The following is a 26,162-nucleotide window of genomic DNA, read 5'->3' on the forward strand; positions in this document are numbered from 1 at the left end:
TTCCAAAGGCTAGCAAAGGCGGCCCTGGCGGGAACGCCGCAGTGCGTCAGGCCGCCATGCCCGCCGCGTGGCCCGAGGCCCAGGCCCACTGGAAATTGTAGCCGCCCAGCCAGCCGGTGACGTCCAGCACCTCGCCCACGAAGAACAGCCCGGGCACGTGCTTGGACATCATCGTGCTGCTGGACACGCCGTCGGTGTCCACCCCGCCCAGCGTGACCTCCGCGGTGCGATAGCCCTCGGTACCGCTGGCGACCAGCGGCCAGTCGGCCAGCAGGGTGGCGACGTCCTTCAGTTGGGGGACATTGAACTGTTTCATCGGCCGGTTGGGCAGCCAGACCTCGCACAGGCGCTGGGCAAAGCGGCGCGGCAGCGCGTCGGACAGGACGGTCTTCAGTTCGGCGTCGGGGCGCTGCTTCTGCTGGGCATGCAGCCAGTCCAGCGCATCGCGGTCGGGCAGCAGGTCCAGCCGCAGGTCGTCGCCCGGTTGCCAGAAGGAGGAGATCTGCAGGATCGACGGCCCGCTGACGCCACGGTGGGTCAGCAGCATGAAGTTGCGGAAGCGTGCCTTGCCGCAGCGCGCCTCGACGGGAAACGACACGCCGCTGAGATCGGCCAGACGCTCCTGGTGCTTGCCGCTGAGCGTCAGCGGCACGAGGCCGGCGCGGGTCGGCAGCACGTCGTGACCGAACTGGCGTGCCAGGTCGTAACCGAAGCCCGTAGCGCCCATGCTGGGAATCGACAGGCCGCCACTGGCAATGACCAGCGACGGCGCAGCGAAGCGGCCCAGCGCCGTCTCCAGCCGGAACACGCCCTCCGCGTGCTCGACCTTGTGCACGCCGCAGCCGGTCTCGATGCGCACGCCGGCCGCCAGGCATTCGTCCACCAGCAGCTTCACGATCAGCTTGGACGAGACATCGCAGAACAGCTGGCCCAGTTCCTTCTCGTGGTAGGCGATGCGGTGCCGCTCGACCAGTTCGATGAAGTCCGTGGGTGTGTAGCGCGCCAGCGCCGACTTGCAGAAGTGCGGATTGGCCGACAGGAAATTCGCGGGTGTGGTGCCGGTGTTGGTGAAGTTGCAGCGCCCGCCACCGGACATCAGGATCTTCTTGCCGACCTTGTTGGCGTGCTCCACCACCAGCACGCGCAGGCCACGCTGGCCGGCGGTCAGCGCGGTCATCAGGCCGGCGGCGCCACCGCCGATGACCAGCACGTCATGGGTGGGCAGCATGCGCTCAGGCGGCCCGGGCGAGGCCTGCCTGGCGGATCGACGGCATGACGCTGAGCACGTTGTCGTCGGTCATCCACTGCATTTCGCCGTCCTGGATCATCACGTTGAAGCGCATCGTGCGTGCCATCAGTGCCGTCATGGCATCCACGGACTCGGCAGGGATATCCAGCACGGTCAGGTTGCGGTGGCGCGCCAGCAGCGCGCTGTTCCGGTCCCACCAGAGATCGGCCGCACGGCCACCGTAGTTGACGACGATCACCTCATTGGCGCGCCCGCACGCCTTGCGGATACGGGACTCGTCCGGCTGGCCCAGATCGATCCACTGTTCGATCAGCCCCGTGTAGTCCTTGCGCCACAGGTCCGGTTCTTCGTCGTTGCTGAGGCCCTTGCCGAACTCCAGGCGGTCTTTGGCGAGCAGGGCGAACGCCAGCACCCGGACCATCAGCCGCTCATCGGTTTCGGAGGGGTGCTGGGCCAGCGTCAGCGCGTGGGTGCCGTAGTAGTGCCGGTCCATGTCGCTGATCTGCAGTTCGGCTTTGACGACGGTGGCTTTGAGCGCCATGGCGGGGGTCCGGAAAAGGGGCGCCATCATACGCTGGTGGCCGGCGAGACCCGGCGCAACCGGTTTCACAGCCTGGTCGGGCGACCCCTGTTCAGCTTTCTTGAAGCAGGGATTCGCTTTTACGTTGAAACCCCGGTAGAGTGCGCGGCACTGTGCTTGCCAGGGTCACCGTGAATCGTGAGCCTGATGCGGTAGATACATCTGCTACATCTTCCCGCTTTACCAACGCCTGCAAACCCAGTCCCGTCCCGGCCATCGCCGGGGTTGTGGTCCTTTCATCCATGTTTCAGGAGTTAGTAAAGATGTCTGATCGTCAGACCGGCACCGTCAAGTGGTTCAACGACGCCAAGGGCTTCGGCTTCATCACCCCGCAGAGCGGCCCCGACCTGTTCGTGCACTTCCGCTCGATCCAGGGCAATGGCTTCAAGTCGCTGAAGGAAGGCCAGGCGGTCTCCTTCGTCGCCGTGCAGGGCCAGAAGGGCATGCAGGCCGACCAGGTGCAGGCGCTGTAATCCAGCCCTGAACCCTTCGGTTCAAGAAAACGCCGGTGCGCAAGCGCCGGCGTTTTTGTTTGTGGGCGTCAGAGTTTGCGGACGCGGAAGCTGCGCCCCTTGATCTTGCCTGCGTTGAGGCGCGCCAGCGCGGCACCGGCCTTGTCCCGTGCGACCGCCACGTAGGTGCGGGTGGGGAAGACGTTGATCTTGCCGATCGCCGATGCCGACAGGCCGGCATCGCCGGTCAGTGCGCCGAGCACGTCGCCGGGCCGCAGCTTGTCGGTCTTGCCGGCATCGATCCGCAGCGTGGTCATCGCCGCAGGCGGTGCGGCGTGCGCCTTCGGTGCGCTGGGCACGTGGCGGTCCCACATCAGCGGTGCGCCCAGGCGTTCCTGGATGACGGCGGCACGCGGCAGCTCGCGTGGCGTGCACAGGCTGATCGCCAGGCCGTCACGCCCCGCACGACCGGTGCGGCCGATGCGGTGCACGTAGGTGTCGGCATCGCTGGGCATGTCGTAGTTGACCACCAGCGCCAGGTCCTCGATGTCCAGCCCGCGCGCGGCGACGTCGCTGGCGACCAGCACGTTGCAGCTGCGGTTGGCGAAGCGCACCAGCACCTCGTCGCGGTCGCGCTGTTCCATGTCGCCGTGGAGGGCGAGGGCGGAGAAGCCGAAGTGCTGCAGCGAGCCGGCGACTTCGTCCACGTCCTTGCGCATGTTGCAGAAGACCACGCCGGACTCCACGCGGTACTGCGCGAGCAGGCCGGCCAGCGCCGTCTGCTTGCGCGCGGGATCGACCTGCAGGAAGCGCTGTTCGATCACCGCCTGTTCCTGCGGTGCGTCGACGGTCACTTCCAGCGGATCGCGCAGCGTGGTGCGGGCGATCGCGCGGATGGCATCGGTGAAGGTGGCCGAGAACAGCAGGCTCTGCCGGTCCTTCGGGGTCTTGCCGGTGATCTCGCGGATCGGTTCCTCGAAGCCCATGTCGAGCATGCGGTCGGCTTCGTCCAGCACCAGCGTGCGCACGCCGCCCAGATGCAGGGCCTTCTTGCGCAGCAGTTCCTGGATGCGCCCGGGCGTGCCAACCACCACGTGCGGGTCGTGCGCCTCGAGCGAACGCAGCTGCGGCTCCAGCGGCATGCCGCCGCACAGCGTCAACACCTTCAGGTTGGGCAGGCCGACGGCGAGCTTGCGCAGCTGCTGCGCCACCTGGTCGGCCAGTTCGCGCGTCGGGCACAACACCAGCGCCTGCGTGCGTACCGTGGCGATGTCCAGCTTGTGCAGCAGGCCCAGACCGAACGCGGCGGTCTTGCCGCTGCCGGTCGGCGCCTGCGCGATGACGTCGCGCCCGTCGAGGATGGCGGGCAGGCTGCGGGCCTGGATCGGGGTGGGCTGGGTGTAGCCGAGCGCCTGGACGCCCTGCTGCAGGCCGGGCGCCAGCGGGAGAGAGGTGAAATCGAGCATGCGGCATTTTCGCAGATCGGCGCGGCCGCTGCCCGGACCGGCTACTGCAGGTCGGGGAAATCCTCGTCAGGCAGCGCGATGAAGGCCCAGAACGGCACCTCGTCCGCGGCCCACGACTGCGAGGCCTCGTCGAGGATGTCGAGCAGGGTGTCGAAGTCGGGCTCGGCGCGATTGCGCAGTTCGTGCGCCTGTTCGAACAGCAGCACGTAGCCCGGCGCTTCCAGCCAGGTCAGGTCGCGCAGGCTGTCGGACAGCGCGTCCCAGTTGCGGCCCGAGGTCTGCGGGAAGTCCAGCACGGTGGCGATGCGCAGCAGCAGCGCGGACTTGCTGTCGCAGCCGGACAGATCGATGCGGCGGGCGAGCAGGCCGGCATCGCGACCGACGGCGGACAACGGACCCAGATCGTCCTCGGTGACGAAGAACACGCCTGCGCGCGCGGGATCGGCCAGGCCGGGATCGAAGCCGGATTCGCTCATGGCGCGTCTCCGCTGCCGATCTCGAACCGACGGAAACTCTCGTAGTGGTCGTCGGTGTAGTAGTACTCGCTGGGCGGCTTGCCGCCGGTGACGATGCGACGCGCGCCGCGGTGGTCGAGACCGGGCGTATCCACGGTGTACTCGCGGTAATAGCCGCGCGCCTGCCGCGGCAGCCGCCCCTCGCGGTTCTGGAAGACGCTGCCATCCTGGCGATGCGGAAACGGCCCGCCGCGCTGGATCAGGTCGAGCGTCTGCCGCGCTTCCACCGGCAGGAAGGCGGGCAGGGTGTCGATGCTTCGCGGAGTAGCTGGCGCTACGCGCGGCGCAACGTCGGGTACCTCGCCGGCCAGTTCGCCGGGACGCGTCTGCTCCACCGGGGGCAGGGCCAGCACGGCGCTGGTGTGTTTCGGATCGGGGGCCGCTTCGCTGGCGGCGACCGGTGTGGTGGGCGCATCGTCGCGCTGCGACCACCACCAGGCGCCCGCGCCCAGTACGAGCAGCGCGAGCAGGGCGAACAGGGGGAGGCGTTGGCGGCTCTGGCGGCGTGCGCGGGAACGTCGACTCATGCGGGCATCATTCCGTCAGGAAGCGGCCGCAGCCGCGATAGGTCTTTCCGGCGATGGTCAGGATCGCCGAGGCCGGATACTCGGTGTCGCTCATGCCGTCGCTGCAGGATTCCCTCTTCGTCGTCAGCGATACGGCCAGGCCATCGCCGGTGCTGCCGACGTAGCCGTCGGACGTCCTGCGGGTCTGGGCGACCTCCACCTTGCGTTCGCCGTAGTCCAGATCGGCGGACAAGCGAGGCGTCGTACCACCGCCGACTTCCACCGACCAGCCGGGTTCGGTGCCGATGCCGCGGAACACGCTGCCGCGCGCTTTGGCCTGCTCCCATGGCGTGCCGGCCACCGGTGCCACCGGCTCGCCGCCGGCTCGCACCATGCGGAACTCGACCGGCGCGGAAGCGCCCGGCGTCACCGGCACGCGCGTGTCGGTGACGAACCACAGCGTGCCCCGGGCATCGCGCAGGCCGGCGTGCAGGCCGTACAGCCCGTTCGGCCGCAGCTTGGCGGGGTCGTAGGGCAGGGAGAAGACGAACGGAGGGCCTTTGACATCGGCGAAGTCGGCGCTGGCGATGACCGCGGCGGGCGTGTCGGCCAACTGGTTGTCGATCAATTGCACGCTGAGGACCGCGCCGGGCGGCGGCGCGATCCGCTCGAGATAGAGTGCGCGGCCCTGGATCGCGGTGGCGGGCTGCGGAGCGACGGACGTGTCGCCGGACGTCGGTGCGGTGGCTGGCGACTGGCAGGCCGCGAGCGCGAGCAGGCAGGCGGTGGTCAGCAGGGGACGGAACATCGCACGCGCTCCTCATGGTCCGGTGGCGGGCCGTCAGCTTAGCGATGACGGACGTAATGGTTCGTCAACGCGGGAAACGGTAGTGCGCGGCCGGCGGCGCGGGAGCGCGCTACAGTGGCGCGACTCCGGAGGTCGCCGTCATGTCAGCTCACGATCCGCGCGTGGATGCGTACATCGCGAAGGCGGCACCGTTCGCCCGTCCCATCCTCGCGCACCTGCGCGCCGTGGTGCATGCAGCCTGCCCGTCGGTGCAGGAGGACATCAAATGGAGCATGCCATCGTTCCAGTACGGCGGCCGCATCCTGTGCCAGATGGCAGCGTTCAAGCAGCACGCGTCGTTCGGTTTCTGGCAGCACGCGGCGGTGACGGAAGGCAAGGCGCGCGACGGCATGGGCAGCCTGGGACGGTTGGCGACGATCGAGGACGTGCCGTCGAAGCGCGAACTGACGGCGCTGTTGCGCAAGGCGATGGCCCTGATCGACGAAGGCGCGGCCTCGACGGCGACGCGCGCAAAACCCGCACCGCGCGCCGCGTTGGAAGCGCCGGCCGATCTGCGCGATGCGCTGGCAGGCAACCCCGGGGCGAAGGCCACGTTCGACGGTTTCAGTGCGAGTGCGCGTCGCGACTACATCGAGTGGATCACCGAGGCCAAGCGCGAGGACACGCGTGCACGCCGGCTGGCGCAGGCGATCGAATGGATCGCCGAAGGCAAGCTGCGGAACTGGAAGTACGCGAGGCCGAAGTGAGCGATCGGCGGGGCCGATCGTGAGGGTTCAGTTTTGCGATGAGCGCCGGCGCATCCGTGGGACTAGTATCGGCCTCGACGCCGCACCGGGCATGGAGCAACCGCATGAATCGCGTCCTGCAGCCGTTCGCCTACACCCGCGCGAGTACCGCGTGGCCGTTCGTGGTCGCCGTGCTGTCGATCGTGATGGTGTCCCTGTGGCTGGTCGGCACGATCCCCGTGGACGATGCCAGCGGCATACGGCGCGCGTTGCGGGGCGGCGCCCTGTGCGCGTTGGCTACGGCACTGGGTGCGATGCCGGTCTGGGTGGTGAAGCGTCTGCCGCAGCGGCTGGCGGACGGCCTGCTCGGGTTCGGCGCGGGCGTGATGCTGGCGGCCACGGCGTTCTCGCTGGTGTTGCCGGGACTTGATGCGGCGACGCGCGCGGGCTATTCGGCCTGGGGCGCGGCCGGTCTGATCAGTGCGGGTGTGATGCTGGGTGCGCTGGCCTTGCTGGCGCTGGATCGGAGCACGGTGGAGGATCCGCGCGACGCGAACCGGCACCTCGTGCCGTCGCGGGTGATGCTGTTCGTGCTGGCCATCGTGCTGCACAACGTGCCCGAAGGCATGGCGGTCGGTGTGGCGGCCGGTGGCGGCCTGAGTGGGGCGGAAGGCCTGGCGATGGGCATCTCGCTGCAGGATGTGCCGGAAGGACTCGTGGTGGCGTTGATCCTGGCCGGCGCCGGCATGGCGCGCAGCAAGGCGGTCTTCATCGGCGCCCTGTCGGGCGTGGCGGAGCCGGTCGCGGCGGTCCTGAGCGCATGGGCGGTAGCGTTCTCCGCGATGTTGCTGCCGTGGGGTCTGGCGTTCGCCGCCGGGGCCATGCTGATCGCGGTCGGCCATAGCGTGATTCCGGAATCGAACCGCCATGGCCACGGGGCGACGGCGTCGCTGGGCCTGGCGATCGGCTTCTGCCTGATGATGGCACTGGATACCGCGCTGGGTTGACCACGCGCCGCGGGTTGCGCAGGCTGCCGTCGTCCCCGACGGAGTACCGGCATGAGCGAACCGCTGACGATCATCGGCAACTACCTGTCGCCTTACGTGCGCAAGGTGCTGGTGTGCCTGGAGCTGAAGGGCATCCCATACCGCATCGACCCGATCGCGCCGTTCGTGGGCAACGAAGCGTTCAGCCGGCTCAGCCCGCTGCGGCGCATCCCCGTGCTGATCGATGGCGAACTCGTACTCAACGATTCCACCGTCATCTGCGAATACTTGCAGGATCGTTTCCCCGGGACGTCGCTGTACCCCGCCGATCCGGTACGGCGGGCGAGGGCACGCTGGCTGGAGGAATACGCGGACTCCTATCTTGGCGACGTGATCGTCTGGCGCATGTTCTTCCAGAAGGGCGTGCGTCGGTTCCTGTTCAACGAAGGTACCGACGAGGACGTCGTGCGCCGGGCCCGCGAAGAAGAACTGCCGGTGGGACTGGACTACCTCGAGGCGCAGCTGCCGGAGGACGGCTGGTTGTTCGGTGAAATGTGTATCGCCGACATCAGCATCGCGGCGTTCTTCCGCAATGCCGTGTTCGTGCGCTACCAGGTCGATGCGGCGCGCTGGCCACGCGTGGCCGCGTTCCTGGAGCGCGCGTGGGCGCTTCCGGCGTTCCGCACGCTGGCGGGCTACGAAGACGGCATGCTGCGCACGCCGCTGCCGGAGCAGCGCGAGTTGCTGGCCGCGATGGGGGCGCCGCTGACCGAGACGACATGCGGTGACGCGTCACCGCGGTATGGACTGATGCGCTTGGGGTAAGTGTTTCTCCCTGTAGGAGCGACGCAAGTCGCGACCGCACGCCTGCGCCCGACGTGATGGTTCGAAGGCGCTGAATGTTTCAGGTCGCGACTTGCGTCGCTCCTACAGCAACAGCGAGCTGTCAGGGGGTCGCGTCCACGCGCAGCACCGGATACAGCTGGTAACGCTCGTCCCATGACGGGTGGCGACGGTAGAAGAACTCCAGCCGCGCGTTGGGGTCGGCGGCGAAGGCCTTGTCCTCGCGCAACTTCTTCTCGAACTCCGCCTTCACCGCCGGATCGCGCAGCATCTCGCGTGCGACGGTTTCGGCCACATAGTCCTCCATGTACTCCTTGCGCTCGAAGGCGTTGTTGAAGCGTCCCCACGCAAGCAGGGAGTCAGGCGCGAGCGGTTCCAGCAGCGCCATCACCAGGCGCGACTTCGCCTGCGCGATGGGTACGAACAGTGAACCCATCGGCACGCTACGCGGCTCGCGCTGCCAACCACCTTCGACCGTCAGTCGCTGGTGGGTTTCCACCGAGCCGCTGCCGAAACTGCTCCTGCTGGCGCGGAACACGCCCGCATCGCCGTTCCACGCCTTGCCCAGCAGGCGGTAGTCGACACCATGCGTCTTCAGCACCGTCGCCACCCAGGCCGCATCGGCGGCGGGCACCAGATAACCGGCCTTCGGCGCATCGATGACGACACCCGGTCGGATGTCGTCCTTCAGCGGCACCTTCCAGATCTGGGGCGTGGTCTCGTCGTAGCGCGTCATCAGTGCGCCCGAGACCTCGGACCTGGTGCGCGTGTAGGCGTAACCGCGGAAATCCACGTTGCGTGCCGTGGGCGCCGCGACATAGGTCAGCGGTTCCCGTTGTCCACCCAATCCGGCGGCGGCGGTGTCCGCCTGTTTCGCCGCGGACAGCCAGGCGGCGCCGTCACGGGCGACCTGGTCGAGTACCGACACCACGGTGTTGCGGGTGATGCGCACGCGAACCGGATACTCCTTCCACGAATGCGTTTCGACCAGCATCGCAATGCGATTGCGCAGCAGGTAGTAGCCATGCGAGAAGCGCGGCGGCGGCACGCTGTCCTCAAAGCCGGAGGTGGGATCGTCCTGCACCACGAAAGACGGGTAGTAGGGCAGGGGCAGCGATCCCTGCTTGGCCAGGTCGTCGATCACGCCGGTGCGCAGCGCCAGGCCCGCGCTGCGCAGTCCGGCATCGCCGGCGTGCACGGGCTCGACCTGGATCGAGATGTCGTGTTCGAACTGGGCGCCGTTCGTGGCATGCAGGTCCACGGTCACCAGCGGATCCCAGCGCTGCACCAGCTGCAGCATCGCCTGCATCTCGGGCGTGTCGGCCTTCAGGTAGTCGCGGTTGAGGTTGTAGTTCTGTGCGGTGGTGCGCCAGCCCATTTCCTTCGGACCGCGCTGATTGGGCCGGTTCCAGGCGCCGAAGCGCTCATGACCGTCGACGTTGAACACCGGCACGAAGACCCACACCAACTTGTCCAGCGCGTCCACCGCGGCCTTGCCTTCCAGCACGTCGCGCAGTGCGAGAAATCCTGCGTCCTTGCCGTCGATCTCACCGGCGTGGATGCCGCCCTGCATCAGCACGACCGGCAGGCCGCGGCGCTGTGCCTGTTCCGGCGTCAGCGCGCCGCTGGTGGAGGCGACCAGCGCCTTCATCGGCCGACCTTCCGGCGTGGTGCCGAAGGTGGTGCAGCGCACGGCCTTCGGATACTGGCGCGCGAAGGCATCGCACAGGGCGCTCACTTCTTCATAGCGACCGGTCTCGATGAAGCCGGAGCGCTCTGACACCGTCGTCAACGTGGACTGGGCATTCGCCAGCAGTGTCATGGCCAGCAGCAGGGAGGCGCAGAGCGGTCGCAGCATGGGGAACTCCTGAACAGGGCAGGGCGCATGATGCCCGGCAATCGCGGTCAGTCCCAGTCCCCATTCGCCTGCTTGCGGCGGGCCCGTGGTTCGACCCTGCGCGGGCGGATACGGTAACCTTCCGGGACTTTTTCACCGGAAGATCGGATGAGCACGACCGCAGAAGCCAGCCAGGGCCGCATGCCCCGCCAGATCCCCTACATCATCGGCAACGAGGCGTGCGAGCGGTTCAGCTTCTACGGGATGCGCAACATCCTGGTGGAATTCCTCGTTGGCAGCATCATCCTGGCCTACTTGCCGGTGATCGACCGTGAAGGTCATGCCAAAGACATCTTCCACAGCTTCGTCATCGGCGTGTACTTTTTTCCGTTGTTGGGCGGCTGGCTGTCGGATCGCTACTTCGGCAAGTACAACACCGTCCTCTGGTTCTCGCTGATCTACTGTGCTGGTCACGCATGCCTGGCGTTGTTTGAGGAAAGTCGTACGGGCTTCTTTGCGGGCCTGTTTCTGATCGCCTTGGGGTCGGGTGGCATCAAGCCGCTGGTGGTCTCGTTCTGCGGCGACCAGTTCGACCAGAGCAACAAGGACAAGGCGAAGATCGTCTTCGATGCGTTCTACTGGATCATTAATTTCGGCTCATTCTTCGCGTCGCTGCTCGCCCCGTTCCTTCTGCACCGTTACGGACCGGCGGTGGCTTTCGGCATCCCGGGCGTGTTGATGTTCATCGCCACCGTGATCTTCTGGCTGGGCCGGAACAAATATGTGCATGTGCCGCCCTCTGGCGCTGACCCACACGCTTTCCTGAAGGTCGTGACGACGGCGTTGAAGGCGCGTCGTCCGGGGGAGGGGCGTTGGGGGTTGTATGTCGCGCTTCTTGGCTTGGTGGGTGCAGTGCTGTTGTTGCTGTTGTGGGCGCTTTCCTGGACGTCGGCTGCGCCCTCGTGGTGGCCGGACTTCGGCTTTGTCATCTCGGCCTGTCTGGCACTGGGACTGGTGATTGCGCTGGGGGGAGTCGGGGCAGCAATGCAGCTTGAGCGCGCGCGCAGCCTGCATCCTGACGCTGCGGTCGACGGCGTACGCGCCGTCCTGCGTATTCTGATCGTGTTCGCGCTGGTTACGCCGTTCTGGTCACTGTTCGATCAGAAGGCTTCGACCTGGATTATCCAGGGTCGGGAGATGGTGATGCCCACCTTCTCTTGGTTGCCCCAAAAGGCAGGTGATGTGTTGCGTGAGTGGTTCGTTTCGCCGTCGCAAATGCAGGCACTGAACCCATTGCTGGTGATGCTGCTTATCCCGTTCAACAACCTAGTGTTGTATCCCGCGCTGCGGAAGATGGGGTTCAACGTCACGGCACTGAGGCGCATGGGCTGGGGTATCGGATTTTCAGGCGTAGCGTGGATCGCGGCTGGCGTGTTGCAGCTATGGATTGATGGCGGCGACCCGGTCGCACTTGCTTGGCAGTCGCTGCCTTACCTGTTGCTGACTTTCGGAGAAGTGCTGGTGTCGGCCACTGCGCTGGAGTTCGCCTACAGCCAGGCGCCGCACGCGATGAAGGGCGTGATCATGGCGTTCTGGTACTTGACCAGCACGTTCGGCAGCCTATGGGTGTTGCTCACCAATTTCGGTGTGCGAAACGAAGCGGTACTTGGTCGGATCGCCAGCACGGGTCTCAGCGAAAATGCGTTCCTGATGTTCTTCTTCGCGGGGTTCGCCTTCGTCGCGGCATTGGCGTTCGCGCTGTACGCCCGGACCTACCCGATGCAGGACAACTACCGCACGGCGGCCTGAGGACAGACGATGAACGCCCCCATCACGCTGCTGCTGATCGCGATCACCTGCGTGGTCAGCCTGCTGGCACTGCGTACGCCGTCGATGATGATGCGGCTGGTCCTGTGGCCGCCGGCGCTGGACCGCCAGCGCCAGTACGACCGTCTGATCACGCACGGCTTCCTGCATGCGGATTACTGGCACCTGCTGTTCAACATGGTGACGCTGTTCTTCGTGGGGCGGCTGATGGAGCCCCTGATCGGTCGGCTCAGCGGCAACAGCCTGGTGTACGCCGGCTTCTACCTGTCCGCACTGGTGGTCGCGATCCTGCCGACGTACCTCAAGCACCAGAAGGATCCCAACTACTACGCGCTGGGCGCCTCGGGGGCGGTATCCGCGCTGCTGTTCTCCTTCATCCTGATCGACCCATGGGCGATGCTCATCGTCTTCATCATCCCGATGCCGGCCATCATCTTCGCCGTGCTCTATGTCGGCTACAGCATCTGGATGGACCGGCGGGGGGGAGGCCGGACCAACCACGGCGCGCATCTGGCCGGTGCCGTCTACGGCGTGCTTTTCATGTTCGCCATGGAGCCTCGCGTCATGCAGCACTTCCTCGAGCAGATGTCGCAGCCGCGTTTCGGTTTCGGTTAAGCCGCCATTGCACCTTTGCTCACCTGCATTGAAGGTGGGCCGTGCTATCCCGGTGGCGTGTCCCACCCGTGGAGGAGCGCATGGCGACCCGCAAGGCAGCAGCCAAGAAGGCAGTGAAGAAGGCAATCAAGAAGGCCACGAAGAAAGCCACAAAGAAGGCCGTCAGGAAAACCGCAAAGAAGACGGCGGCCAAGAAAAGCATGGTCCGCAAGGCGGTGAAGAAGCCCGCGAAGAAGGCGGCGGCCAGCAAGCGTGTGGCGAAGAAGGCGGTCAAGAAGGCCGCATCACGCAAGACCGTCAAGAAGGCTGCCAAGAAGACGACGGCACGCAAGGTCGCCAAGAAGACGACACGCGCGGTCGCGAAGAAACCCACCGCCAGGAAGGCGACCAAGAAGGTGGTGAAGAAGGCGGCAGCCAAGCGGCCGGTGGCGAAGAAGGTCGTCGCAAAAAAAAGCGCGACGGCGCGCAAGGCGCCCGCGAAGAAGACGGCACCGCGCAAACGCACGCCGCGAAAGATCACGCCGGCGCAGGCATTGGCCACGGCGCGCACGCTGCTGGAACAGAAACACGAACACGACCGCCAGCCCGCGCCTTGGCAGCAGCTGGACCAGAACGGCCAGCCGGGCACGACGGGCGCGGGGTTCGTATCGAACGAGGCGGCAGCCAAGGCGCACGAACTGCATGCTGCCGAAAGCCGCATGAAAGCGATCCAGGGCAGCGCGGGCACACAGGACCGGCGCAACCAGGGCAAGCGCGATCATCGCGGCGAGTAGGGCGCGCCGTTCGTGTCGATGAGGAAAGGGGATCTCGTTCTGCCTGCACCGTGCGTGCAGGTGGGACGGGACTCCGGCGCGGCAGTCGCACCCGAAGGCGGACCCCTGCGCCGCGCCGGAGCGCCCGGTAGGTGTGTTGCGGGTGGATCAGTCCATCAACGAGTGCACAGCGTGCACGCCGGCGGTCTCGCTGCCGGAATAGGTCGACATCAGTCGCTCGTACACGGCGTTGTTGAGTTTTTCGAACTCCCACGCGTCGGTGTGGCCGGTGACGGTGAGCTGGTACAGGCCTTCCAGCAGGGTGAAGTCGCTGGCATTGGAGACATCGGGCAGTGCGTCGATCAGGCTCATGGCGGAACTCCGAGATGCAGGTCTATGGCCCGTATCACGCAGCAATCGTGCCAACCTTTTATTTGAGAACTCCGTCACGCTCGTGCGCGTCAACCTTCTTTTCACAAGGGTGAATGTGACGCACCGCGTCCAGTTCTGCCAAAGGGTCAGCCGGGCATTGCGTCACAATGTAGGTGAGTCCCCTACCACGGAGCCGCCATGACCGGCGACCAGCCTTCCCTCGACCTCCATCACGACCCGGCCGCGCGCCGCTTTTCCACCCGGCTCGACGGGCACGAGGCCGAACTCCTGTACTCGCTGCGGGATGGCCGCATGGTCATCGACCACACCGGCGTGCCGGAAGCGATCGGCGGTCGGGGCGTTGCGGCCGCGCTGGTCCGGGCCGCGCTGGATCACGCACGTGCCCAGGGCTGGCGCGTGGTGCCGGCCTGTTCCTACTCCGCGGCCTACGTCCAGCGGCATCCCGAGTACGTTGATCTGATCGATGCGCGATCGTGATGGAGGACCGCGGTGGGGCGGCCTAGAATGACGGCCATCACACGCGGAAGGAGCCCGAACGTGTCATTCCCCCCCATGCCCCGCCACCTGGCCCGTCAGGCCGGTCTTGTCCTGCTGACGGTCCTCGCCGTGGCCGCCTGCAAGCGCGAAGCCACCGCGCCGACCGCCGCGGCCGGCGATCCCCAGCCCCCCGTGACCACGCCGGGCGAGACGGTCGACGCGCCGGTCGAGCTGAAGGACGTCATCGAGACCAACGACCGTTATGTCGTGGGGATCAGCTATCCGGCCTCGATCAACCGCTACCCCGGCCTGGCCAAGGCGCTGTCCGCCTACACGGAAGCCGAGCGCGCCGAACTGATGGAAGCGGTCGAGGCTTTCGGCAACGACAAGCCGTCGGCGCCCTACGAGCTGTCGCTGGCGTTCGAGCAGGTGGTGGATACCCCGCGGATCGTGGCGGTGGCCGCCGACGGCAGCCGCTACACCGGCGGCGCGCATGGCCAGCCGCTGATCGCACGCTTCGTCTGGCTGCCGCCACAGGACGCACGCCTGACCGCCCAGGCACTGATTCCCGACGCGAAGGGATGGCAGGCGATCAGCGACTACGTGCGCGAACAGCTGCATACCGCGGTGGTGAACCGCGCGGACGAGGACGAACTGGCGCCCACCGATCGGGCGGCGTTGATCAAGAGCACGTTCCGGATGATCGACGAAGGCACCGAGCCGGAAGCCGGCAACTTCAGCGAGTTCGTGCCGGTGCTCGATGCGTCGGGCCATGTCACCGCTCTGCGTTTCGTTTTCCCACCGTACCAGGTGGGTCCGTATGCCGATGGCACGCAGATGGTCGACGTGCCCGCGACCTTGCTGCTGCCGTATGTCGCCCCGGCGTACGCGGAGCTGTTCGCCCGCTGACCGCCATGCCGCACGACCGCTTCGAGCGCAGGATCGCAGACCTGTTGGCCGAAGCGGATGTGCGGATCGGCGGCAGCCGCCCTTGGGATATCCACGTCCGTGACCCGCGCTTCCACGCCCGCGTGCTGGGGCAGGGCTCGCTGGGGCTGGGCGAAAGCTACATGGACGGCTGGTGGGATGCCGTCTCGCTCGACGGACTGCTGTTCCGTCTTCTCGCGGCGCACGTGGATGACCGTGTGCATGGTGCAGGCGAGGTCTTCGATGCCCTGCGTGCCCGGCTGACCAACCTGCAGTCGCCACGCCGCAGCGGCGAGGTAGGGCGAAGGCACTACGACCTCGGCAACGATCTGTATGCCGCCATGCTCGGCCGGCGCCTGGTCTACAGCTGCGGCTACTGGCGCGATGCCGGGGACCTTGATGCCGCACAGGACGCCAAGCTCGACCTGGTCTGCCGCAAGTTGCAGTTGCGGCCGGGGATGCGGGTGCTCGACATCGGCTGCGGCTGGGGCGAGGCATTGAACTTCGCGGTGGAACGGTACGGCGTACACGGTGTCGGCATCACCATTTCGCGCGAGCAGGCCGAGTACGCGCGGCGGTTGTGCGCAGGATTGCCGATCGAGATCCGGCTCCAGGACTATCGCGAACTCGACGAGCCGGTCGACGCCGCGTTCTCGCTGGGCATGTTCGAACACGTCGGGGTGAAGAACTACGGCGACTACTTCGACGTCATCCGTCGTTGCCTGCCGGCGGATGGCCTGTTCCTGCTGCACACGATCGGCGGCAGCCGTTCGGTGCAGCGGACCGATCCCTGGATCGCGCGCTACGTCTTCCCCAATTCGATGCTGCCCTCTGCGGCGCAGATCACGCACGCGATCGAGGGTCGGTTCGTACTGGAGGACTGGCACAACTTCGGCGCCGATTACGACCGCACGCTGCAGGCGTGGCGCGACAACGTCGAATCGGCATGGGCCGTGCTGGATCCGCGCTACGACGAACGCTTCCGGCGACTGTGGCGGTACTACCTGGCGGTCTCCATGGCCACGTTCCGCAGCCGCCGATCGCAGTTGTGGCAACTCGTGCTGTCGCCCCGCGGCGTGCCGGGCGGGTATGTCGCCCCGCGCTAGCAGGCGCGGAAACGAAAAGAGCAGGCCGGAGCCTGCTCTTCATCGATACGACGTGGCGATCCGTCTCAGGCCGACGGCGCGGACGGCAGTTCGCGCGCATTGAAGATGCGCTCGATCACCTCGGCCAGTTCGTCCTCGGAGAACGGCTTGGTCAGGTAGGCCTTCGCGCCCTGGCGCAGGCCCCACATGCGGTCGGTGTCCTGGTCCTTGGTGGTGACCAGGATCACCGGGATGTGCTTGGTGGTGGCCTCGCGGCTCAGTGTGCGGGTGGCCTGGAACCCGTTGAGGTTCGGCATCACCACATCCATCAGCACCATGTCGGGCAGCTCGCGCTTGGCGACTTCCACGCCCGCGGCGCCGTCTTCGGCGGTGATGGATTCGTGTCCCAGTTTCTCGACGATGCGCTGGATGCCCAGCAGTTGCGACGGTGAATCGTCGACGATCAGAATCTTTGCCATGGATGTCCCCAGTGTTCCCCGCCACCGATTTTAGACCTTGTCGGTGACAACACAATGGGGTTGGCGGCCAACGGACAACGTCCGTCGCGCCGCCGCTGCCGTTCATCCCATTCGTACCAGCGTGCGCCCGAACGAGCGTCCGTCCAGCATGGTGCGGAATACCTCGGGAAGCCCGTCCAGCGTGGTTTCGCGCGTGCAGATCGTGTCCAGGTGCCGCGGCTTCCAGTCACTGGCCAGGTGCTGCCAGACCTGTTCGCGGATGTCGCGCGCGGTACCGGCCGAGGCGACGCCCAGCAGCGACACGCCTCGAATTATGAAGGGCATCACAGTTATGGGGAGATCGGCCGTCGCGGCGAGGCCTGCACTGGCGACGTTGCCATAGGGCGTCGTCTGCGCCAGCAGGCTGGCCAGCATCGAACCACCGACGTTGTCGAGGCCGCCGCCGAAGCGTGCCGACTCCATGGGGCGCGAGGTGGCCAGCGCATCGCGGCCCAGCACCTCGGTGGCGCCGATCGATTTCAGGTACGCGGCGTTCTCGGGCTTGCCGCTGACGGCGTGCACCTCGAAGCCGGCCTTGCTGAAGATGTCGACCGCCAGCGAGCCGACGCCCCCGGTGGCGCCGGTGACGGCGAGCGGGCCCAGGTCCGGCGTCTGCCGGTTCTCGCGCATGCGGTACAGGGCCAGCGCGGCAGTGAAGCCGGCGGTGCCCAGGACCATGCTCTCGCGCAGGCTGAGACCTGAAGGCAGGGGCACGACCCACTTCGCGTCGAGCCGCGCGTATTCGGCATAACCACCGTCGCGGGTTTCGCTGAGCCCGGAGCCGGTCACCAGCACCGCATCGCCTTCCTTGAAAGCAGGATCGGTGGACGCCACCACATGGCCGGCCACATCGATGCCGCCGACCAGCGGGAAGCGGCGCAGGATCTTGCCTTCGCCGGTGCCGGCCAGCGCGTCCTTGTAGTTGACCGACGAGTACGCGGTCTTGATCACGACTTCGCCCGGATTCAACGCATCCAGCGCGATGGTTTCGATGCCGCTGCGATAGCCGGCGTCGTCGTTGTGGATGCGGAAGGCGTTGAAGGTGGTGGGTAGCGGCATGATCCGTCTCTCTTGCGGGGCATGCCGGAATTTTTGCGGCTGGCGGCCGCAATTGCAAAGCGGCCGTGGCAAGACTTTGGTGGTAGGGCTTGCCTAACCGTGGTGGCTGGAGGTCTCCACCGGCTGGTGTGGCGTTTCCACGGTATCTGCCCACTCGCGCAGCTTCTTGTACAGCGGATCGTCGGTACGCAGCACGTCGATCCTGCCGCTGTCCACCCGCCAGAGCCGGTCGTTCTGCGTCGTCAGCACTACCAATGGCTTGCGGTACTGGAGGCTCATGAAGACATGGAACATGGTCGGCGTCGCCGACAGTTCATGACTGACGACGAGGTGCTGCGCGACCTTCATGTTTTCCGGCGAGAGTTCGATGCAGCCTCGCGTCTGCGCGAAGTGATCGAGGACGCGCGTGCCGTCCGCAGTGGCGCGGAACATGTGGTAGCCCCCGAGGTGGTAGCGAGTGTCCTCCATCGGTGGCATCAGGAAGACCAGGATCCGGACTTCGCCGTCTTCTTCGACCTCGAACGTTACCGTGTTGTAGTGGGCGTCGGTGCACGTGTTGTAGGGTTGCGACCTGGCCAACGCCAGCGCCTGCAAGCGACGCCGTTGGCTTTCGCTGGCAGGACGCAACGAGGACGGCGCCTGGACGTCGCGCGCACCGAACGGCTCCCAATACATGCGAGCTTCCGCGAATACCGCCAACTGGCCGTCGACTTCGGTGAAGTAGCCAGTCCAGACACTGTCCTCGCGCTCCTCGGTCAGCCAGCCACGGCCGTTGCCCGTGATCGTATTGAAGAGCCCGGCATCACGCACCGCGTCGGTGGTCAGCCAGGCCGCCATGTCATGACGACGGATGGTCTTGCCGATGTATTCAGCGACGCTGACGTTGAACCGGTACTCCGCAGGGATGGTGCAGGCGATCCGACGGTCGTCCTGGGATGCGTCCGGCGGTAGCGCCTTCGCGTCTCCGCAGTCGTATGCTTCCGCGGGTGCCGCGGCGACGGTCGCCGGCCAGAAGAACATGGCGATGACCGCTGCGATAATGCCTCGCTCCATCTCCTGCTCCTCCAGTGCTTCTGCCGGATGTTAGGGCAGATCAGGAGCAAAGGGGGACTCACCGCAGCGACTTGCGCCGCTTCTCGTCCATCCACTTGTCCGCCTGCGCTGGCGCGTACGCGCGCATCCAGGCGACCATCGTGTCGATGTCGTCGCCATGCCACAGGTCGGCGCGCTGTTCCGGGTGCAGGAAGCGTTCTTCTACCATGCGGTCGATCATGCCCATCAGCGGCGAGTAGAAGCCGTCGACATCGAGGAAGGCGCAGGGCTTGTCGCCGATGCCAAGCTGGCGCCAGGTCAGCATCTCGAACATCTCGTCGAGCGTGCCGAAACCACCGGGCAGGGCGACGAACGCATCGGAGAGGTCGAACATGCGCTTCTTGCGCTCGTGCATGTTGGCGACGACTTCCAGCTTGGTCACGCCCTTGTGCGCGACTTCCCAGTTGACCAGTTGCTCGGGGATCACGCCGATCACCTCGCCACCGGCGGCGAGAACGGCATCGGCGACGATGCCCATCAGGCCGACGTTGCCACCGCCGTACACCAGCTGCAGGCCTTCCTTCGCGATGCGGTCGCCCAGTGCGATCGCGCGTTCGGCGTAGGCGGGCTTGTTGCCGGCGTTGGAACCGCAGTAGACGCAGATGCTCTTCATGGTCGTGTGTCCTGTGTTGCCTGTTGTCTGAAACGCAAAACGCCAGGCATCGCCTGGCGCATGCGGGTCACGGCGGCCATGTCGCCGCCGTGCGGGCCTCAATTGGGCTTGTGGATCGCGCGCTTGTGCACGGCCATCGCGGCATCGTGCACCGCTTCGGACAGCGACGGGTGCGCGTGGCAGATGCGGGCCAGGTCGTCCGCGGAGCCCTTGAACTCCATGGTGAGCACGCCTTCGTGCACCAGTTCGGACACGTTGGCGCCGACCAGGTGCATGCCCAGCACGCGATCGGTTTCCGCGTCGGCGATGACCTTCACGAAGCCGGTCGGTTCCGCCATCGCCACCGCGCGGCCCACCGCGGCGAACGGGAACGAGCCGGCCTTGTAGGCCACGCCTTCGGCCTTGAGCTGCTGCTCGGTCTTGCCGACCCAGGCGATCTCGGGCGAGGTGTAGATGACCCAGGGAATGGTGTCGAAATTGACGTGGCCCGGCAGGCCGGCGATCAGCTCGGCGACCGCGATGCCTTCCTCGAAGCCCTTGTGCGCCAGCATCGGCCCACGCACGCAGTCGCCGATCGCCCAGACGCCGTCCACGCCGGTGTGGCAGTGCGCGTCCACTTCCACCTGGCCGCGTTCGTTGAGCTTCACGCCGGTGCCGTCGGCCAGCAGGCCCTTGCTCGCGGCGCGTCGGCCCACGGCGACCAGCAGCTTGTCCACGGTCAGCGTCTTCTCGCCTTCGGCGTCGCTGTAGGTGACCACGACTTCCTTCTTCTTGCCCTTGCCGGTGACTTCGGTCTTCGAGACCTTGGCACCAAGACGGATGTCGAGGCCCTGCTTCTTGAACTCGCGCGCGGCGACCTTCGACACTTCGCCGTCGGCGACGGCGAGGAAATCGGGCAGGGCTTCGAGGATGGTGACCTCGGCGCCGAGGCGCTTCCACACGCTGCCCAGCTCCAGTCCGATCACGCCCGCACCGATCACGGCCAGACGCTTCGGCACCTCGGTGAAGTCCAGCGCACCGACGTTGTCGACGATGTACTCGTTGTCGAACTTGGCGAACGGCAGCTCGATGGAGTCCGAACCGGCCGCGATGATGATGTTGGTGCCCTTCAGCTCGACTTCGCTGCCGTCGTGCTGCTTCACCTTGACGAGGTTGCCCGGCTGCAACTGGCCGAAGCCATAGTAAGCGGTGACCTTGTTGGCCTTGAACAGTTGCGCGATGCCGCCGGTGAACTGCTTCACGATGGCGTCCTTGCGGCCGACCATGGTGCCGACGTCGATCTTGGCGTCCTTGACGCTGATGCCGTGCTGTTCGAACTGGTGGGTCAGGTTGTGGTACTGGTGCGAGGAATCCAGCAGCGCCTTGGACGGGATGCAGCCCACGCGCAGGCAGGTGCCGCCCAGGGCGGGCTTGCCGTCCTTGCCCAGCGCGGCGTCGATGCAGGCGACCTTCATGCCCAGCTGCGCGGCGCGGATGGCGGCGTGGTAGCCGGCCGGACCGGCACCGATGACGACGACGTCGAATTGTTCAGCCATTTCAGTGTCCTTTGCCTAAGGCGTCCGAATGTGGACGGTGGCGATATCTCGTGGAAGGAAATGGGGCCCCGCAGGGCCCCTTTCCAGCCCCCCGTGGGGAGCCGCGCGGATTACATGCCCAGGAGCATGCGGTGCGGATTTTCCAACTGGTTCTTGATGTCGACCAAGAACAGCACCGCGTCCTTGCCGTCGATGATGCGGTGGTCGTAGGACAGCGCGATGTACATCATCGGCGCGGCGACGACCTGGCCGTTCTCGACGATGGCGCGGTCCTTGATGGCGTGCATGCCCAGGATGGCGCTCTGCGGCGGGTTGACGATCGGCGTGGACATCAGCGAGCCGAAGGTGCCGCCGTTGGTGATGGTGAAGGTGCCGCCCTGCAGGTCTTCCAGCGCCAGCTTGCCGTCGCGCGCCTTCTTGGCGTAGTCGGCGATGCCCTTCTCGATGTCGCCGAAGCCCATGCGCTCGACATTGCGCAGCACCGGCGTGACCAGCCCCTTCTCGGTGGACACGGCGATCGAGATGTCGGAATAGCCGTGGTAGATGATGTCGTTGCCGTCGACCGAGGCGTTGACGATCGGATGGCGCTGCAGCGCGTTGGCCGCGGCCTTGGCGAAGAAGCTCATGAAGCCGAGCTTGATGCCGTTGGCCTTGACGAAGTCGTCCTGCAGTTCCTTGCGCATCTCCATGACCTTGGCCAGGTTGACCTCGTTGAACGAGGTCAGCATGGCGATGGAGTTCTTGGACTGCATCAGGCGCTCGGCGATGCGCGTGCGGATGCGGGTCATCGGCACGCGCTCTTCCGGACGCGCGCCACCGGACACGCCGCCGGTCTTGCCGCTGGCGTAGTTGACCAAGTCTTCCTTGGTCACGGCGCCGTGGCGACCGGTACCTTCCACGTTCGCCGGGTCGATGCCCTGGGTGATGGCGGTGAAGCGCGCGCCCGGGGGCAGTGCATCGGCGCCGGCCGGGGCCGGCTTGGTGCTGGAGGGGGCAGCGGCGTCGGCCTTGGCGGCCTCGGCCTTCGGCTGGACTTCCTGCGCGCCGGCGGCGGGCTTCTTCTCTTCGGCGGCGGGGGCCGGCGCAGCGGCCGCGGCGCCTTCCTCGATGATCGCCAGCAGCTGCTGGCTGGTCACCGTGTCGCCTTCCTTGAACTTGATCTCCTTCAGCACGCCGTCGACGGGCGAGGGCACTTCCAGCACGACCTTGTCGGTTTCCAGGTCCATCAGGTTCTCGTCGCGCTTGACCGCGTCGCCGACCTTCTTGTGCCAGGCGGCGATGGTGGCGTCGGAGACGGACTCGGGGAGAACCGGAACTTTGACTTCAGTGGCCATGGGATGGGACGTCCTGGTGGTTTGTTCTAATGGGGGTGAGGGCTTATTCGGCGACGTTGCTGGTGCCGAGCGTGTTGACCAGTGCGTCGGCGACCAGCTTCAGCTGCTCCTCGACGTGCTCGGCGAAATGGCCGGCGGCGGGCGAGGGCGAACGCGGGCGGCCCGCGTAGTCCAGCGTCTGCTTGTCGGTCAGGCAGGCCTGCAGGTGGTGCTTGATCTGGTACCACGCACCCTGGTTCTGCGGCTCTTCCTGGCACCAGACCACCTCGGTGGCCTTGCCGTAGCGCTTGAGTTCGGCGGCCAGCTGCTCGCGCGGGAACGGATACAGCTGTTCGACGCGCAGGATCGCCACGTCGTCCTGGCCGCGCTTCTGCGCATCTTCCAGCAGGTCGTAATAGACCTTGCCGGAACAGGCCACGACGCGCTTGACCTTCTTGGCGTCGGCGGTCGCGTCCGGGATCAGGTGCTGGAACTCGCCGTTGGCCAGCTCGTCCAGCGTGGACACGGCCAGCTTGTGGCGCAGCAGCGACTTCGGCGTCATCACCACCAGCGGCTTGCGCGTGGTCATGCGCATCTGCCGGCGCAGCATGTGGTACGCCTGCGCAGGCGTGGTCGGCACGCAGACCAGCATGTTCTCCAGCGCGCACAGCTGCAGGAAGCGCTCCAGTCGCGCGGAGCTGTGCTCCGGACCCTGGCCTTCGTAACCGTGCGGCAGCAGCAGGGTCAGGCCGCTGATGCGGCCCCACTTGGCTTCACCGGCGGCGATGAACTGGTCGATCACCACCTGCGCGCCGTTGGCGAAGTCGCCGAACTGCGCTTCCCAGATGCACAGCGTGTTGGGATCGGTGGTCGAGAAGCCGTACTCGAACGCCATCACCGCTTCTTCGCTGAGCAGCGAGTCGATGATGGTGGCCTGCTCCGGCTGCTCCACCAGCTGGCGCAGCGGCAGGTAGTAACTGTCGGTCTTCTGGTCGTGCAGGATCGCGTGGCGGTGGAAGAACGTGCCGCGGCCGGCGTCCTGGCCCACCAGGCGCAGGCCGTTGCCTTCCGACAGCAGCGTGGCGTAGGCGAGGTTCTCGGCGAAGCCCCAGTCCGCCAACTGTTCGCCGGCGGCCATCTTCACGCGGTCCTCGTAGATCTTCGCCACGCGCGGGTGCAGCGCCACGCCGGCGGGGATCGTGGTGATGATCTTGGCCAGCGAATCCAGCGCCTTGCGCTTGACCTTGGTATCGACCGGATCGCTGAGCTTGCCGGACAGGTACTTCGACCAGTCGATCGCCAGCTCGTCGCCCTTCTGCTTGGCGAGCTCGGTGGTGTACTCGCCCGAATCCAGCTTGTTGCGGTACGCGTCGGCCAGCGCCTTGCCGCCCTCGGCCGGGATGACGCCGGCGCCTTCCAGCTTGGCGGCGTACATCTCGCGCGTGGTCGCGTGCTTGCGGATGGTCTGGTACATCACCGGCTGCGTCGCCGCGGGCTCGTCGGCCTCGTTGTGGCCGTGGCGGCGGTAGCAGACCAGGTCGATCACCACGTCCTTCTTGAACTGCTGGCGGAAGTCGTAGGCCAGCTGCGCCACGAATACCACCGCTTCCGGATCATCGCCGTTTACGTGGAAGACCGGCGCGCCGACCATCTTGGCGACGTCGGTGCAGTACAGCGTGGAGCGCGAGTCTTCCTTGTTGCTGGTGGTGAAGCCGATCTGGTTGTTGATGACGATGTGCAGGGTGCCGCCGACGGCGAAACCGCGCGCCTGCGACATCTGGAACAGTTCCATCACCACGCCCTGGCCGGCGAACGCAGCATCGCCGTGCATGATGATCGGCAGCACGCTCTGGCGCGCGGCGTCGTTGCGGCGTTCCTGGCGCGAACGGACGCTGCCGGCCACGACCGGGTCGACGATCTCCAGGTGCGACGGATTGAAGGCCAGCGCCAGGTGGACCGGGCCGCCCGGGGTGGCGATGTCGGCGGAGAAGCCCATGTGGTACTTCACGTCGCCGGCGTGGGCGAGGTCGTTGTCGTGCTCGAACTTGCCCTCGAACTCGTCGAACAGCTTGCGCGGGCTCTTGCCCAGCGTGTTGACCAGCACGTTGAGGCGGCCGCGGTGGGCCATGCCGACCACGATGTCCTTGACCCCGCCTTCGCCAGCGTTGCGGATCATGGTGTCCATCAGCGGGATCAGTGCGTCGCCGCCTTCCAGCGAGAAGCGCTTCTGGCCGACGTACTTGGTATGCAGGTAGCGCTCCAGGCCTTCGGCCGCGGTCAGGCGCTCCAGCGTGCGGCGCTTGGCGTCGTCGGACAGGCCGAACTGGCCGCCGGCGGTCTCCAGGCGCTGGTACAGCCACTGGCGCTGCTCGACCTCGGAGATGTGCATGAACTCCACGCCGATGGGACCGGTGTAGGTCGCCTTCAGGCGCGCAAGCAGGTCGCGCAGTTTCATGCGCGAGTTGCCGCCGACGTTGCCGGTGCTGAACTCGCTGTCCAGGTCGCGATCGGACAGGTCGTGGAAGGACAGCTCCAGGTCCGGCGGGTTGACCGGCGGGGTCAGGCCCAGCGGGTCGATCTGGGCACCGAGGTGACCCCGCGAACGATAAGCCGTGATCAGGCGGCCCACATTGCGCTCGCGCTCATCGCCACCGCCGGCCGCAACCACGCCCTTGCTGGCCTGGCGGGCCGCGTCGGCCACCTGCTGGATGACCACCGAGTGCGGGACATCACCGGCCTCGCGGCCCTTGAATCCGTCGAAATAGGCCTTCCACTTGGGGCCCACGCTGTCCGGGGCGACGAGGTACTGCTCGTACAGGTCTTCGACGTAGGAGGCGTTGCCCCCGTTGAGCTGCGAGGATTGCGCGAACTGCTTCAGGAGATTGTCCACGATGGTGATGGCGTGCTGTGGGGTAGTCGAGGGGCGCTTGCCGTCCATGTCGCGCGAAGTCTCACGGTCATGAGCGAAAACCGGGAAATTATACCCCCATGCCGGGAAGGGGGCGTAACCGGATTGGACTAAAGACGCAGGTTGCAGGCCCGCGAGGGCGATGCCTGGCGCGAGGGAACAGGGCTGTCAGATGCCCAGCGCGCGGTATTCGCCGACCGGGCGCGCGCGTTCCCACATCTGCGAGAACTCCTCGCGCAGCTGGCGCGCGCGGCCCGCGTGCGCCAGTCCCGCTTCGCCATCGAAGCGATGGCCGAGCGGCCTGAAGTAGTAGCCGTGATCGTCGTTGGCGACGAAGGCGGCGGTGTAGGGCAGGTCAACCGGGTCCTGCACCTCGCGGAACACGAACACACTGGGCAATCGCTGGCCCAGGCCGATCAGGGGCGCCAAAGCCCGCTGCGGGGCGGCGGCATCCTGCAGCAGCAGCTGCACCTGGGCGCCGGTCTGGCGCGTGGCGAAGCGGCGCAGGGCCTCAACGACGGCCGGCGCATCCCACAGGCCCGGATCCAGCGCACGGCTGTACACCACCAGCGCCCGTCGGGCCTGGGCGATGACGGCCGTGGTGATGGCCACGGCCTCGTGGCGACGGGCGATCGCTGCCGGTCCGGCCAGCACGCGCCGCATGGCCTGGTGTTGGATGCCGGCCTCGATGAAGCGCTCTCCCTCCGGCAGGAAGCCATGCCGGACATAGAACGCCTCGGCCGCGACCTGGGCATGCAGCGATACGTCGGGCCATTGGCGTCGGCGGGCTTCATCCAGCAGGGCGACCAGCAGGGCGTCGCCCACGCCACGACCGCGCCAGGCCGACAGCACGGCCATGCGGCCGATCCGGTGCTCGGGCGTCAGTCGCGCCGTCCCGATCGGGGTACCCGAGGCATCACGGGCCACCACGTGGTGGCTGAGCGGATCAAGCGCGTCCCGTTCCAGGTCGCGCGGCACCTGTTGTTCCTGCACGAACACCACGTCCCGCACCTGGTGGACCACGCCTGGGTCCGCGGCGTAGTCGACGGTGTCGACGTGGTAGTCGCGCGTGGCGCTCATG

26 protein-coding genes are annotated in these 26,162 nt (G+C 66.7%); 10 read left to right on the top strand and 16 right to left on the bottom strand.

All coding sequences use genetic code 11. From position 1 onward, the window contains the following. Positions 1-46 precede the first annotated feature (46 nt). Positions 47-1,228, bottom strand: a complete 1,182-nt coding sequence (locus ACSQ1W_RS06225; protein WP_436042325.1) for an NAD(P)/FAD-dependent oxidoreductase — start codon at positions 1,226-1,228, stop codon at positions 47-49. A gap of 4 nt (positions 1,229-1,232) precedes the next feature. After that, complete coding sequence (locus ACSQ1W_RS06230) at positions 1,233-1,790, bottom strand: YaeQ family protein (protein ID WP_436042326.1); 558 nt, start codon at positions 1,788-1,790, stop codon at positions 1,233-1,235. 302 nt (positions 1,791-2,092) lie between these two features. On the opposite strand from ACSQ1W_RS06230, the gene ACSQ1W_RS06235 reads away from it, so the two are divergent. Next, complete coding sequence (locus tag ACSQ1W_RS06235) at positions 2,093-2,302, top strand: cold-shock protein (protein WP_162110978.1); 210 nt, start codon at positions 2,093-2,095, stop codon at positions 2,300-2,302. Between the two features lie 68 nt (positions 2,303-2,370). On the opposite strand, the gene dbpA is transcribed toward ACSQ1W_RS06235, so the two are convergent. Genes dbpA through ACSQ1W_RS06255 form a run of 4 tightly spaced genes read right to left on the bottom strand, consistent with a single transcriptional unit; the run spans position 2,371 to position 5,576 of the window. Continuing rightward, a complete protein-coding gene (dbpA, locus tag ACSQ1W_RS06240; RefSeq protein ID WP_436042327.1) occupies positions 2,371-3,747 on the bottom strand; it encodes an ATP-dependent RNA helicase DbpA in 1,377 nt (458 codons plus the stop codon). 41 nt (positions 3,748-3,788) lie between these two features. Further along, positions 3,789-4,223, bottom strand: coding sequence for a barstar family protein (locus ACSQ1W_RS06245; RefSeq protein WP_436042328.1), 435 nt, complete (start codon positions 4,221-4,223; stop codon positions 3,789-3,791). Further along, positions 4,220-4,789 carry a ribonuclease domain-containing protein gene (locus ACSQ1W_RS06250; protein ID WP_436042329.1) on the bottom strand — a complete coding sequence of 190 codons (570 nt, stop codon included), beginning with the start codon at positions 4,787-4,789 and terminating at the stop codon, positions 4,220-4,222. Before ACSQ1W_RS06250 ends, ACSQ1W_RS06245 begins: the two co-directional genes overlap by 4 nt. 7 nt (positions 4,790-4,796) lie before the next feature. Continuing rightward, positions 4,797-5,576, bottom strand: coding sequence for a YbaY family lipoprotein (locus tag ACSQ1W_RS06255; RefSeq protein ID WP_436042330.1), 780 nt, complete (start codon positions 5,574-5,576; stop codon positions 4,797-4,799). Between the two features lie 140 nt (positions 5,577-5,716). Between ACSQ1W_RS06255 and ACSQ1W_RS06260 the strand changes: the two genes are divergently transcribed. The 3 genes from ACSQ1W_RS06260 (at position 5,717) to ACSQ1W_RS06270 (ending at position 8,112) form a co-directional block, all read left to right on the top strand. Next, positions 5,717-6,322: a YdeI/OmpD-associated family protein gene (locus ACSQ1W_RS06260; protein ID WP_436042331.1), complete on the top strand. Its 606-nt coding sequence runs from the start codon at positions 5,717-5,719 to the stop codon at positions 6,320-6,322. Between the two features lie 104 nt (positions 6,323-6,426). Next, the gene (locus ACSQ1W_RS06265; protein ID WP_436042332.1) at positions 6,427-7,308 is read left to right on the top strand and encodes a ZIP family metal transporter; all 882 of its coding nucleotides are present in this window, start codon (positions 6,427-6,429) and stop codon (positions 7,306-7,308) included. Between the two features lie 51 nt (positions 7,309-7,359). After that, positions 7,360-8,112, top strand: coding sequence for a glutathione S-transferase family protein (locus tag ACSQ1W_RS06270; protein WP_436042334.1), 753 nt, complete (start codon positions 7,360-7,362; stop codon positions 8,110-8,112). 121 nt (positions 8,113-8,233) lie between these two features. On the opposite strand, the gene ACSQ1W_RS06275 is transcribed toward ACSQ1W_RS06270, so the two are convergent. Beyond that, complete coding sequence (locus ACSQ1W_RS06275; protein WP_436042335.1) at positions 8,234-9,988, bottom strand: M14 family metallopeptidase; 1,755 nt, start codon at positions 9,986-9,988, stop codon at positions 8,234-8,236. A 147-nt stretch (positions 9,989-10,135) separates the two neighbouring features. On the opposite strand from ACSQ1W_RS06275, the gene ACSQ1W_RS06280 reads away from it, so the two are divergent. The 3 genes from ACSQ1W_RS06280 to ACSQ1W_RS06290 all read left to right on the top strand — a co-directional run bounded on the left by ACSQ1W_RS06280 (position 10,136) and on the right by ACSQ1W_RS06290 (position 13,182). Further along, positions 10,136-11,776 (top strand): POT-type proton-dependent oligopeptide transporter, encoded by a 1,641-nt coding sequence (locus ACSQ1W_RS06280; protein ID WP_436042336.1) that lies wholly within the window; start codon positions 10,136-10,138, stop codon positions 11,774-11,776. A gap of 9 nt (positions 11,777-11,785) precedes the next feature. Beyond that, complete coding sequence (locus tag ACSQ1W_RS06285; protein WP_436042337.1) at positions 11,786-12,409, top strand: rhomboid family intramembrane serine protease; 624 nt, start codon at positions 11,786-11,788, stop codon at positions 12,407-12,409. 80 nt (positions 12,410-12,489) lie between these two features. Then, positions 12,490-13,182, top strand: coding sequence for a hypothetical protein (locus ACSQ1W_RS06290; protein WP_436042338.1), 693 nt, complete (start codon positions 12,490-12,492; stop codon positions 13,180-13,182). Between the two features lie 147 nt (positions 13,183-13,329). Here the strand turns inward: ACSQ1W_RS06290 and ACSQ1W_RS06295 are convergent, their stop codons facing one another. Beyond that, a complete protein-coding gene (locus tag ACSQ1W_RS06295; protein ID WP_062355340.1) occupies positions 13,330-13,533 on the bottom strand; it encodes a hypothetical protein in 204 nt (67 codons plus the stop codon). Positions 13,534-13,731: 198 nt separating this feature from the next. Between ACSQ1W_RS06295 and ACSQ1W_RS06300 the strand changes: the two genes are divergently transcribed. From ACSQ1W_RS06300 to cfa, 3 genes are all read left to right on the top strand, one after another. Beyond that, positions 13,732-14,031 carry a GNAT family N-acetyltransferase gene (locus ACSQ1W_RS06300; protein ID WP_436042339.1) on the top strand — a complete coding sequence of 100 codons (300 nt, stop codon included), beginning with the start codon at positions 13,732-13,734 and terminating at the stop codon, positions 14,029-14,031. Between the two features lie 75 nt (positions 14,032-14,106). Continuing rightward, entirely contained in the window at positions 14,107-14,940 is an 834-nt protein-coding gene (locus ACSQ1W_RS06305; protein ID WP_436046121.1) for a DUF3298 and DUF4163 domain-containing protein, read from the top strand. 5 nt (positions 14,941-14,945) lie between these two features. Then, positions 14,946-16,064 (top strand): cyclopropane fatty acyl phospholipid synthase, encoded by a 1,119-nt coding sequence (cfa, locus tag ACSQ1W_RS06310; RefSeq protein ID WP_436042341.1) that lies wholly within the window; start codon positions 14,946-14,948, stop codon positions 16,062-16,064. 65 nt (positions 16,065-16,129) lie between these two features. Here cfa and pilH read toward each other — a convergent pair whose 3' ends face one another. The 8 genes from pilH to ACSQ1W_RS06350 form a co-directional block, all read right to left on the bottom strand. Then, on the bottom strand, positions 16,130-16,522 hold the full coding sequence (gene pilH, locus ACSQ1W_RS06315) for a twitching motility response regulator PilH (RefSeq protein ID WP_055942820.1): 393 nt from the start codon (positions 16,520-16,522) through the stop codon (positions 16,130-16,132). Between the two features lie 102 nt (positions 16,523-16,624). Continuing rightward, positions 16,625-17,620, bottom strand: coding sequence for a YhdH/YhfP family quinone oxidoreductase (locus tag ACSQ1W_RS06320; protein ID WP_436042342.1), 996 nt, complete (start codon positions 17,618-17,620; stop codon positions 16,625-16,627). Positions 17,621-17,713: 93 nt separating this feature from the next. After that, positions 17,714-18,673, bottom strand: a complete 960-nt coding sequence (locus tag ACSQ1W_RS06325) for a hypothetical protein (protein WP_436042343.1) — start codon at positions 18,671-18,673, stop codon at positions 17,714-17,716. Positions 18,674-18,731: 58 nt separating this feature from the next. Next, a complete protein-coding gene (locus ACSQ1W_RS06330) occupies positions 18,732-19,325 on the bottom strand; it encodes a TIGR00730 family Rossman fold protein (protein ID WP_436042344.1) in 594 nt (197 codons plus the stop codon). 98 nt (positions 19,326-19,423) lie between these two features. Next, positions 19,424-20,860 (bottom strand): dihydrolipoyl dehydrogenase, encoded by a 1,437-nt coding sequence (gene lpdA / locus ACSQ1W_RS06335; RefSeq protein WP_436042345.1) that lies wholly within the window; start codon positions 20,858-20,860, stop codon positions 19,424-19,426. Positions 20,861-20,970: 110 nt separating this feature from the next. After that, positions 20,971-22,194, bottom strand: a complete 1,224-nt coding sequence (sucB, locus tag ACSQ1W_RS06340) for a dihydrolipoyllysine-residue succinyltransferase (protein WP_436042346.1) — start codon at positions 22,192-22,194, stop codon at positions 20,971-20,973. A 43-nt stretch (positions 22,195-22,237) separates the two neighbouring features. Beyond that, positions 22,238-25,063: a 2-oxoglutarate dehydrogenase E1 component gene (locus tag ACSQ1W_RS06345; protein ID WP_343227280.1), complete on the bottom strand. Its 2,826-nt coding sequence runs from the start codon at positions 25,061-25,063 to the stop codon at positions 22,238-22,240. Between the two features lie 186 nt (positions 25,064-25,249). Further along, a complete protein-coding gene (locus tag ACSQ1W_RS06350; protein ID WP_436042347.1) occupies positions 25,250-26,161 on the bottom strand; it encodes a GNAT family N-acetyltransferase in 912 nt (303 codons plus the stop codon). Between the last annotated feature and the right edge of the window lies 1 nt (position 26,162).

The organism is Pseudoxanthomonas sp. LjRoot143 (genome assembly GCF_964252945.1).
Taxonomy (GTDB): Bacteria; Pseudomonadota; Gammaproteobacteria; order Xanthomonadales; family Xanthomonadaceae; genus Pseudoxanthomonas_A.

Coding starts and splice junctions, on each gene's coding strand:
- ACSQ1W_RS06225 (WP_436042325.1), bottom strand. CDS start 1,228: ATGCTGCCCACCCATGACGTGCTGGTCATCGGCGGTGGCGCCGCCGGC.
- ACSQ1W_RS06230 (WP_436042326.1), bottom strand. CDS start 1,790: ATGGCGCTCAAAGCCACCGTCGTCAAAGCCGAACTGCAGATCAGCGAC.
- ACSQ1W_RS06235 (WP_162110978.1), top strand. CDS start 2,093: ATGTCTGATCGTCAGACCGGCACCGTCAAGTGGTTCAACGACGCCAAG.
- dbpA (WP_436042327.1), bottom strand. CDS start 3,747: ATGCTCGATTTCACCTCTCTCCCGCTGGCGCCCGGCCTGCAGCAGGGC.
- ACSQ1W_RS06245 (WP_436042328.1), bottom strand. CDS start 4,223: ATGAGCGAATCCGGCTTCGATCCCGGCCTGGCCGATCCCGCGCGCGCA.
- ACSQ1W_RS06250 (WP_436042329.1), bottom strand. CDS start 4,789: ATGAGTCGACGTTCCCGCGCACGCCGCCAGAGCCGCCAACGCCTCCCC.
- ACSQ1W_RS06255 (WP_436042330.1), bottom strand. CDS start 5,576: ATGTTCCGTCCCCTGCTGACCACCGCCTGCCTGCTCGCGCTCGCGGCC.
- ACSQ1W_RS06260 (WP_436042331.1), top strand. CDS start 5,717: ATGTCAGCTCACGATCCGCGCGTGGATGCGTACATCGCGAAGGCGGCA.
- ACSQ1W_RS06265 (WP_436042332.1), top strand. CDS start 6,427: ATGAATCGCGTCCTGCAGCCGTTCGCCTACACCCGCGCGAGTACCGCG.
- ACSQ1W_RS06270 (WP_436042334.1), top strand. CDS start 7,360: ATGAGCGAACCGCTGACGATCATCGGCAACTACCTGTCGCCTTACGTG.
- ACSQ1W_RS06275 (WP_436042335.1), bottom strand. CDS start 9,988: ATGCTGCGACCGCTCTGCGCCTCCCTGCTGCTGGCCATGACACTGCTG.
- ACSQ1W_RS06280 (WP_436042336.1), top strand. CDS start 10,136: ATGAGCACGACCGCAGAAGCCAGCCAGGGCCGCATGCCCCGCCAGATC.
- ACSQ1W_RS06285 (WP_436042337.1), top strand. CDS start 11,786: ATGAACGCCCCCATCACGCTGCTGCTGATCGCGATCACCTGCGTGGTC.
- ACSQ1W_RS06290 (WP_436042338.1), top strand. CDS start 12,490: ATGGCGACCCGCAAGGCAGCAGCCAAGAAGGCAGTGAAGAAGGCAATC.
- ACSQ1W_RS06295 (WP_062355340.1), bottom strand. CDS start 13,533: ATGAGCCTGATCGACGCACTGCCCGATGTCTCCAATGCCAGCGACTTC.
- ACSQ1W_RS06300 (WP_436042339.1), top strand. CDS start 13,732: ATGACCGGCGACCAGCCTTCCCTCGACCTCCATCACGACCCGGCCGCG.
- ACSQ1W_RS06305 (WP_436046121.1), top strand. CDS start 14,107: ATGCCCCGCCACCTGGCCCGTCAGGCCGGTCTTGTCCTGCTGACGGTC.
- cfa (WP_436042341.1), top strand. CDS start 14,946: ATGCCGCACGACCGCTTCGAGCGCAGGATCGCAGACCTGTTGGCCGAA.
- pilH (WP_055942820.1), bottom strand. CDS start 16,522: ATGGCAAAGATTCTGATCGTCGACGATTCACCGTCGCAACTGCTGGGC.
- ACSQ1W_RS06320 (WP_436042342.1), bottom strand. CDS start 17,620: ATGCCGCTACCCACCACCTTCAACGCCTTCCGCATCCACAACGACGAC.
- ACSQ1W_RS06325 (WP_436042343.1), bottom strand. CDS start 18,673: ATGGAGCGAGGCATTATCGCAGCGGTCATCGCCATGTTCTTCTGGCCG.
- ACSQ1W_RS06330 (WP_436042344.1), bottom strand. CDS start 19,325: ATGAAGAGCATCTGCGTCTACTGCGGTTCCAACGCCGGCAACAAGCCC.
- lpdA (WP_436042345.1), bottom strand. CDS start 20,860: ATGGCTGAACAATTCGACGTCGTCGTCATCGGTGCCGGTCCGGCCGGC.
- sucB (WP_436042346.1), bottom strand. CDS start 22,194: ATGGCCACTGAAGTCAAAGTTCCGGTTCTCCCCGAGTCCGTCTCCGAC.
- ACSQ1W_RS06350 (WP_436042347.1), bottom strand. CDS start 26,161: ATGAGCGCCACGCGCGACTACCACGTCGACACCGTCGACTACGCCGCG.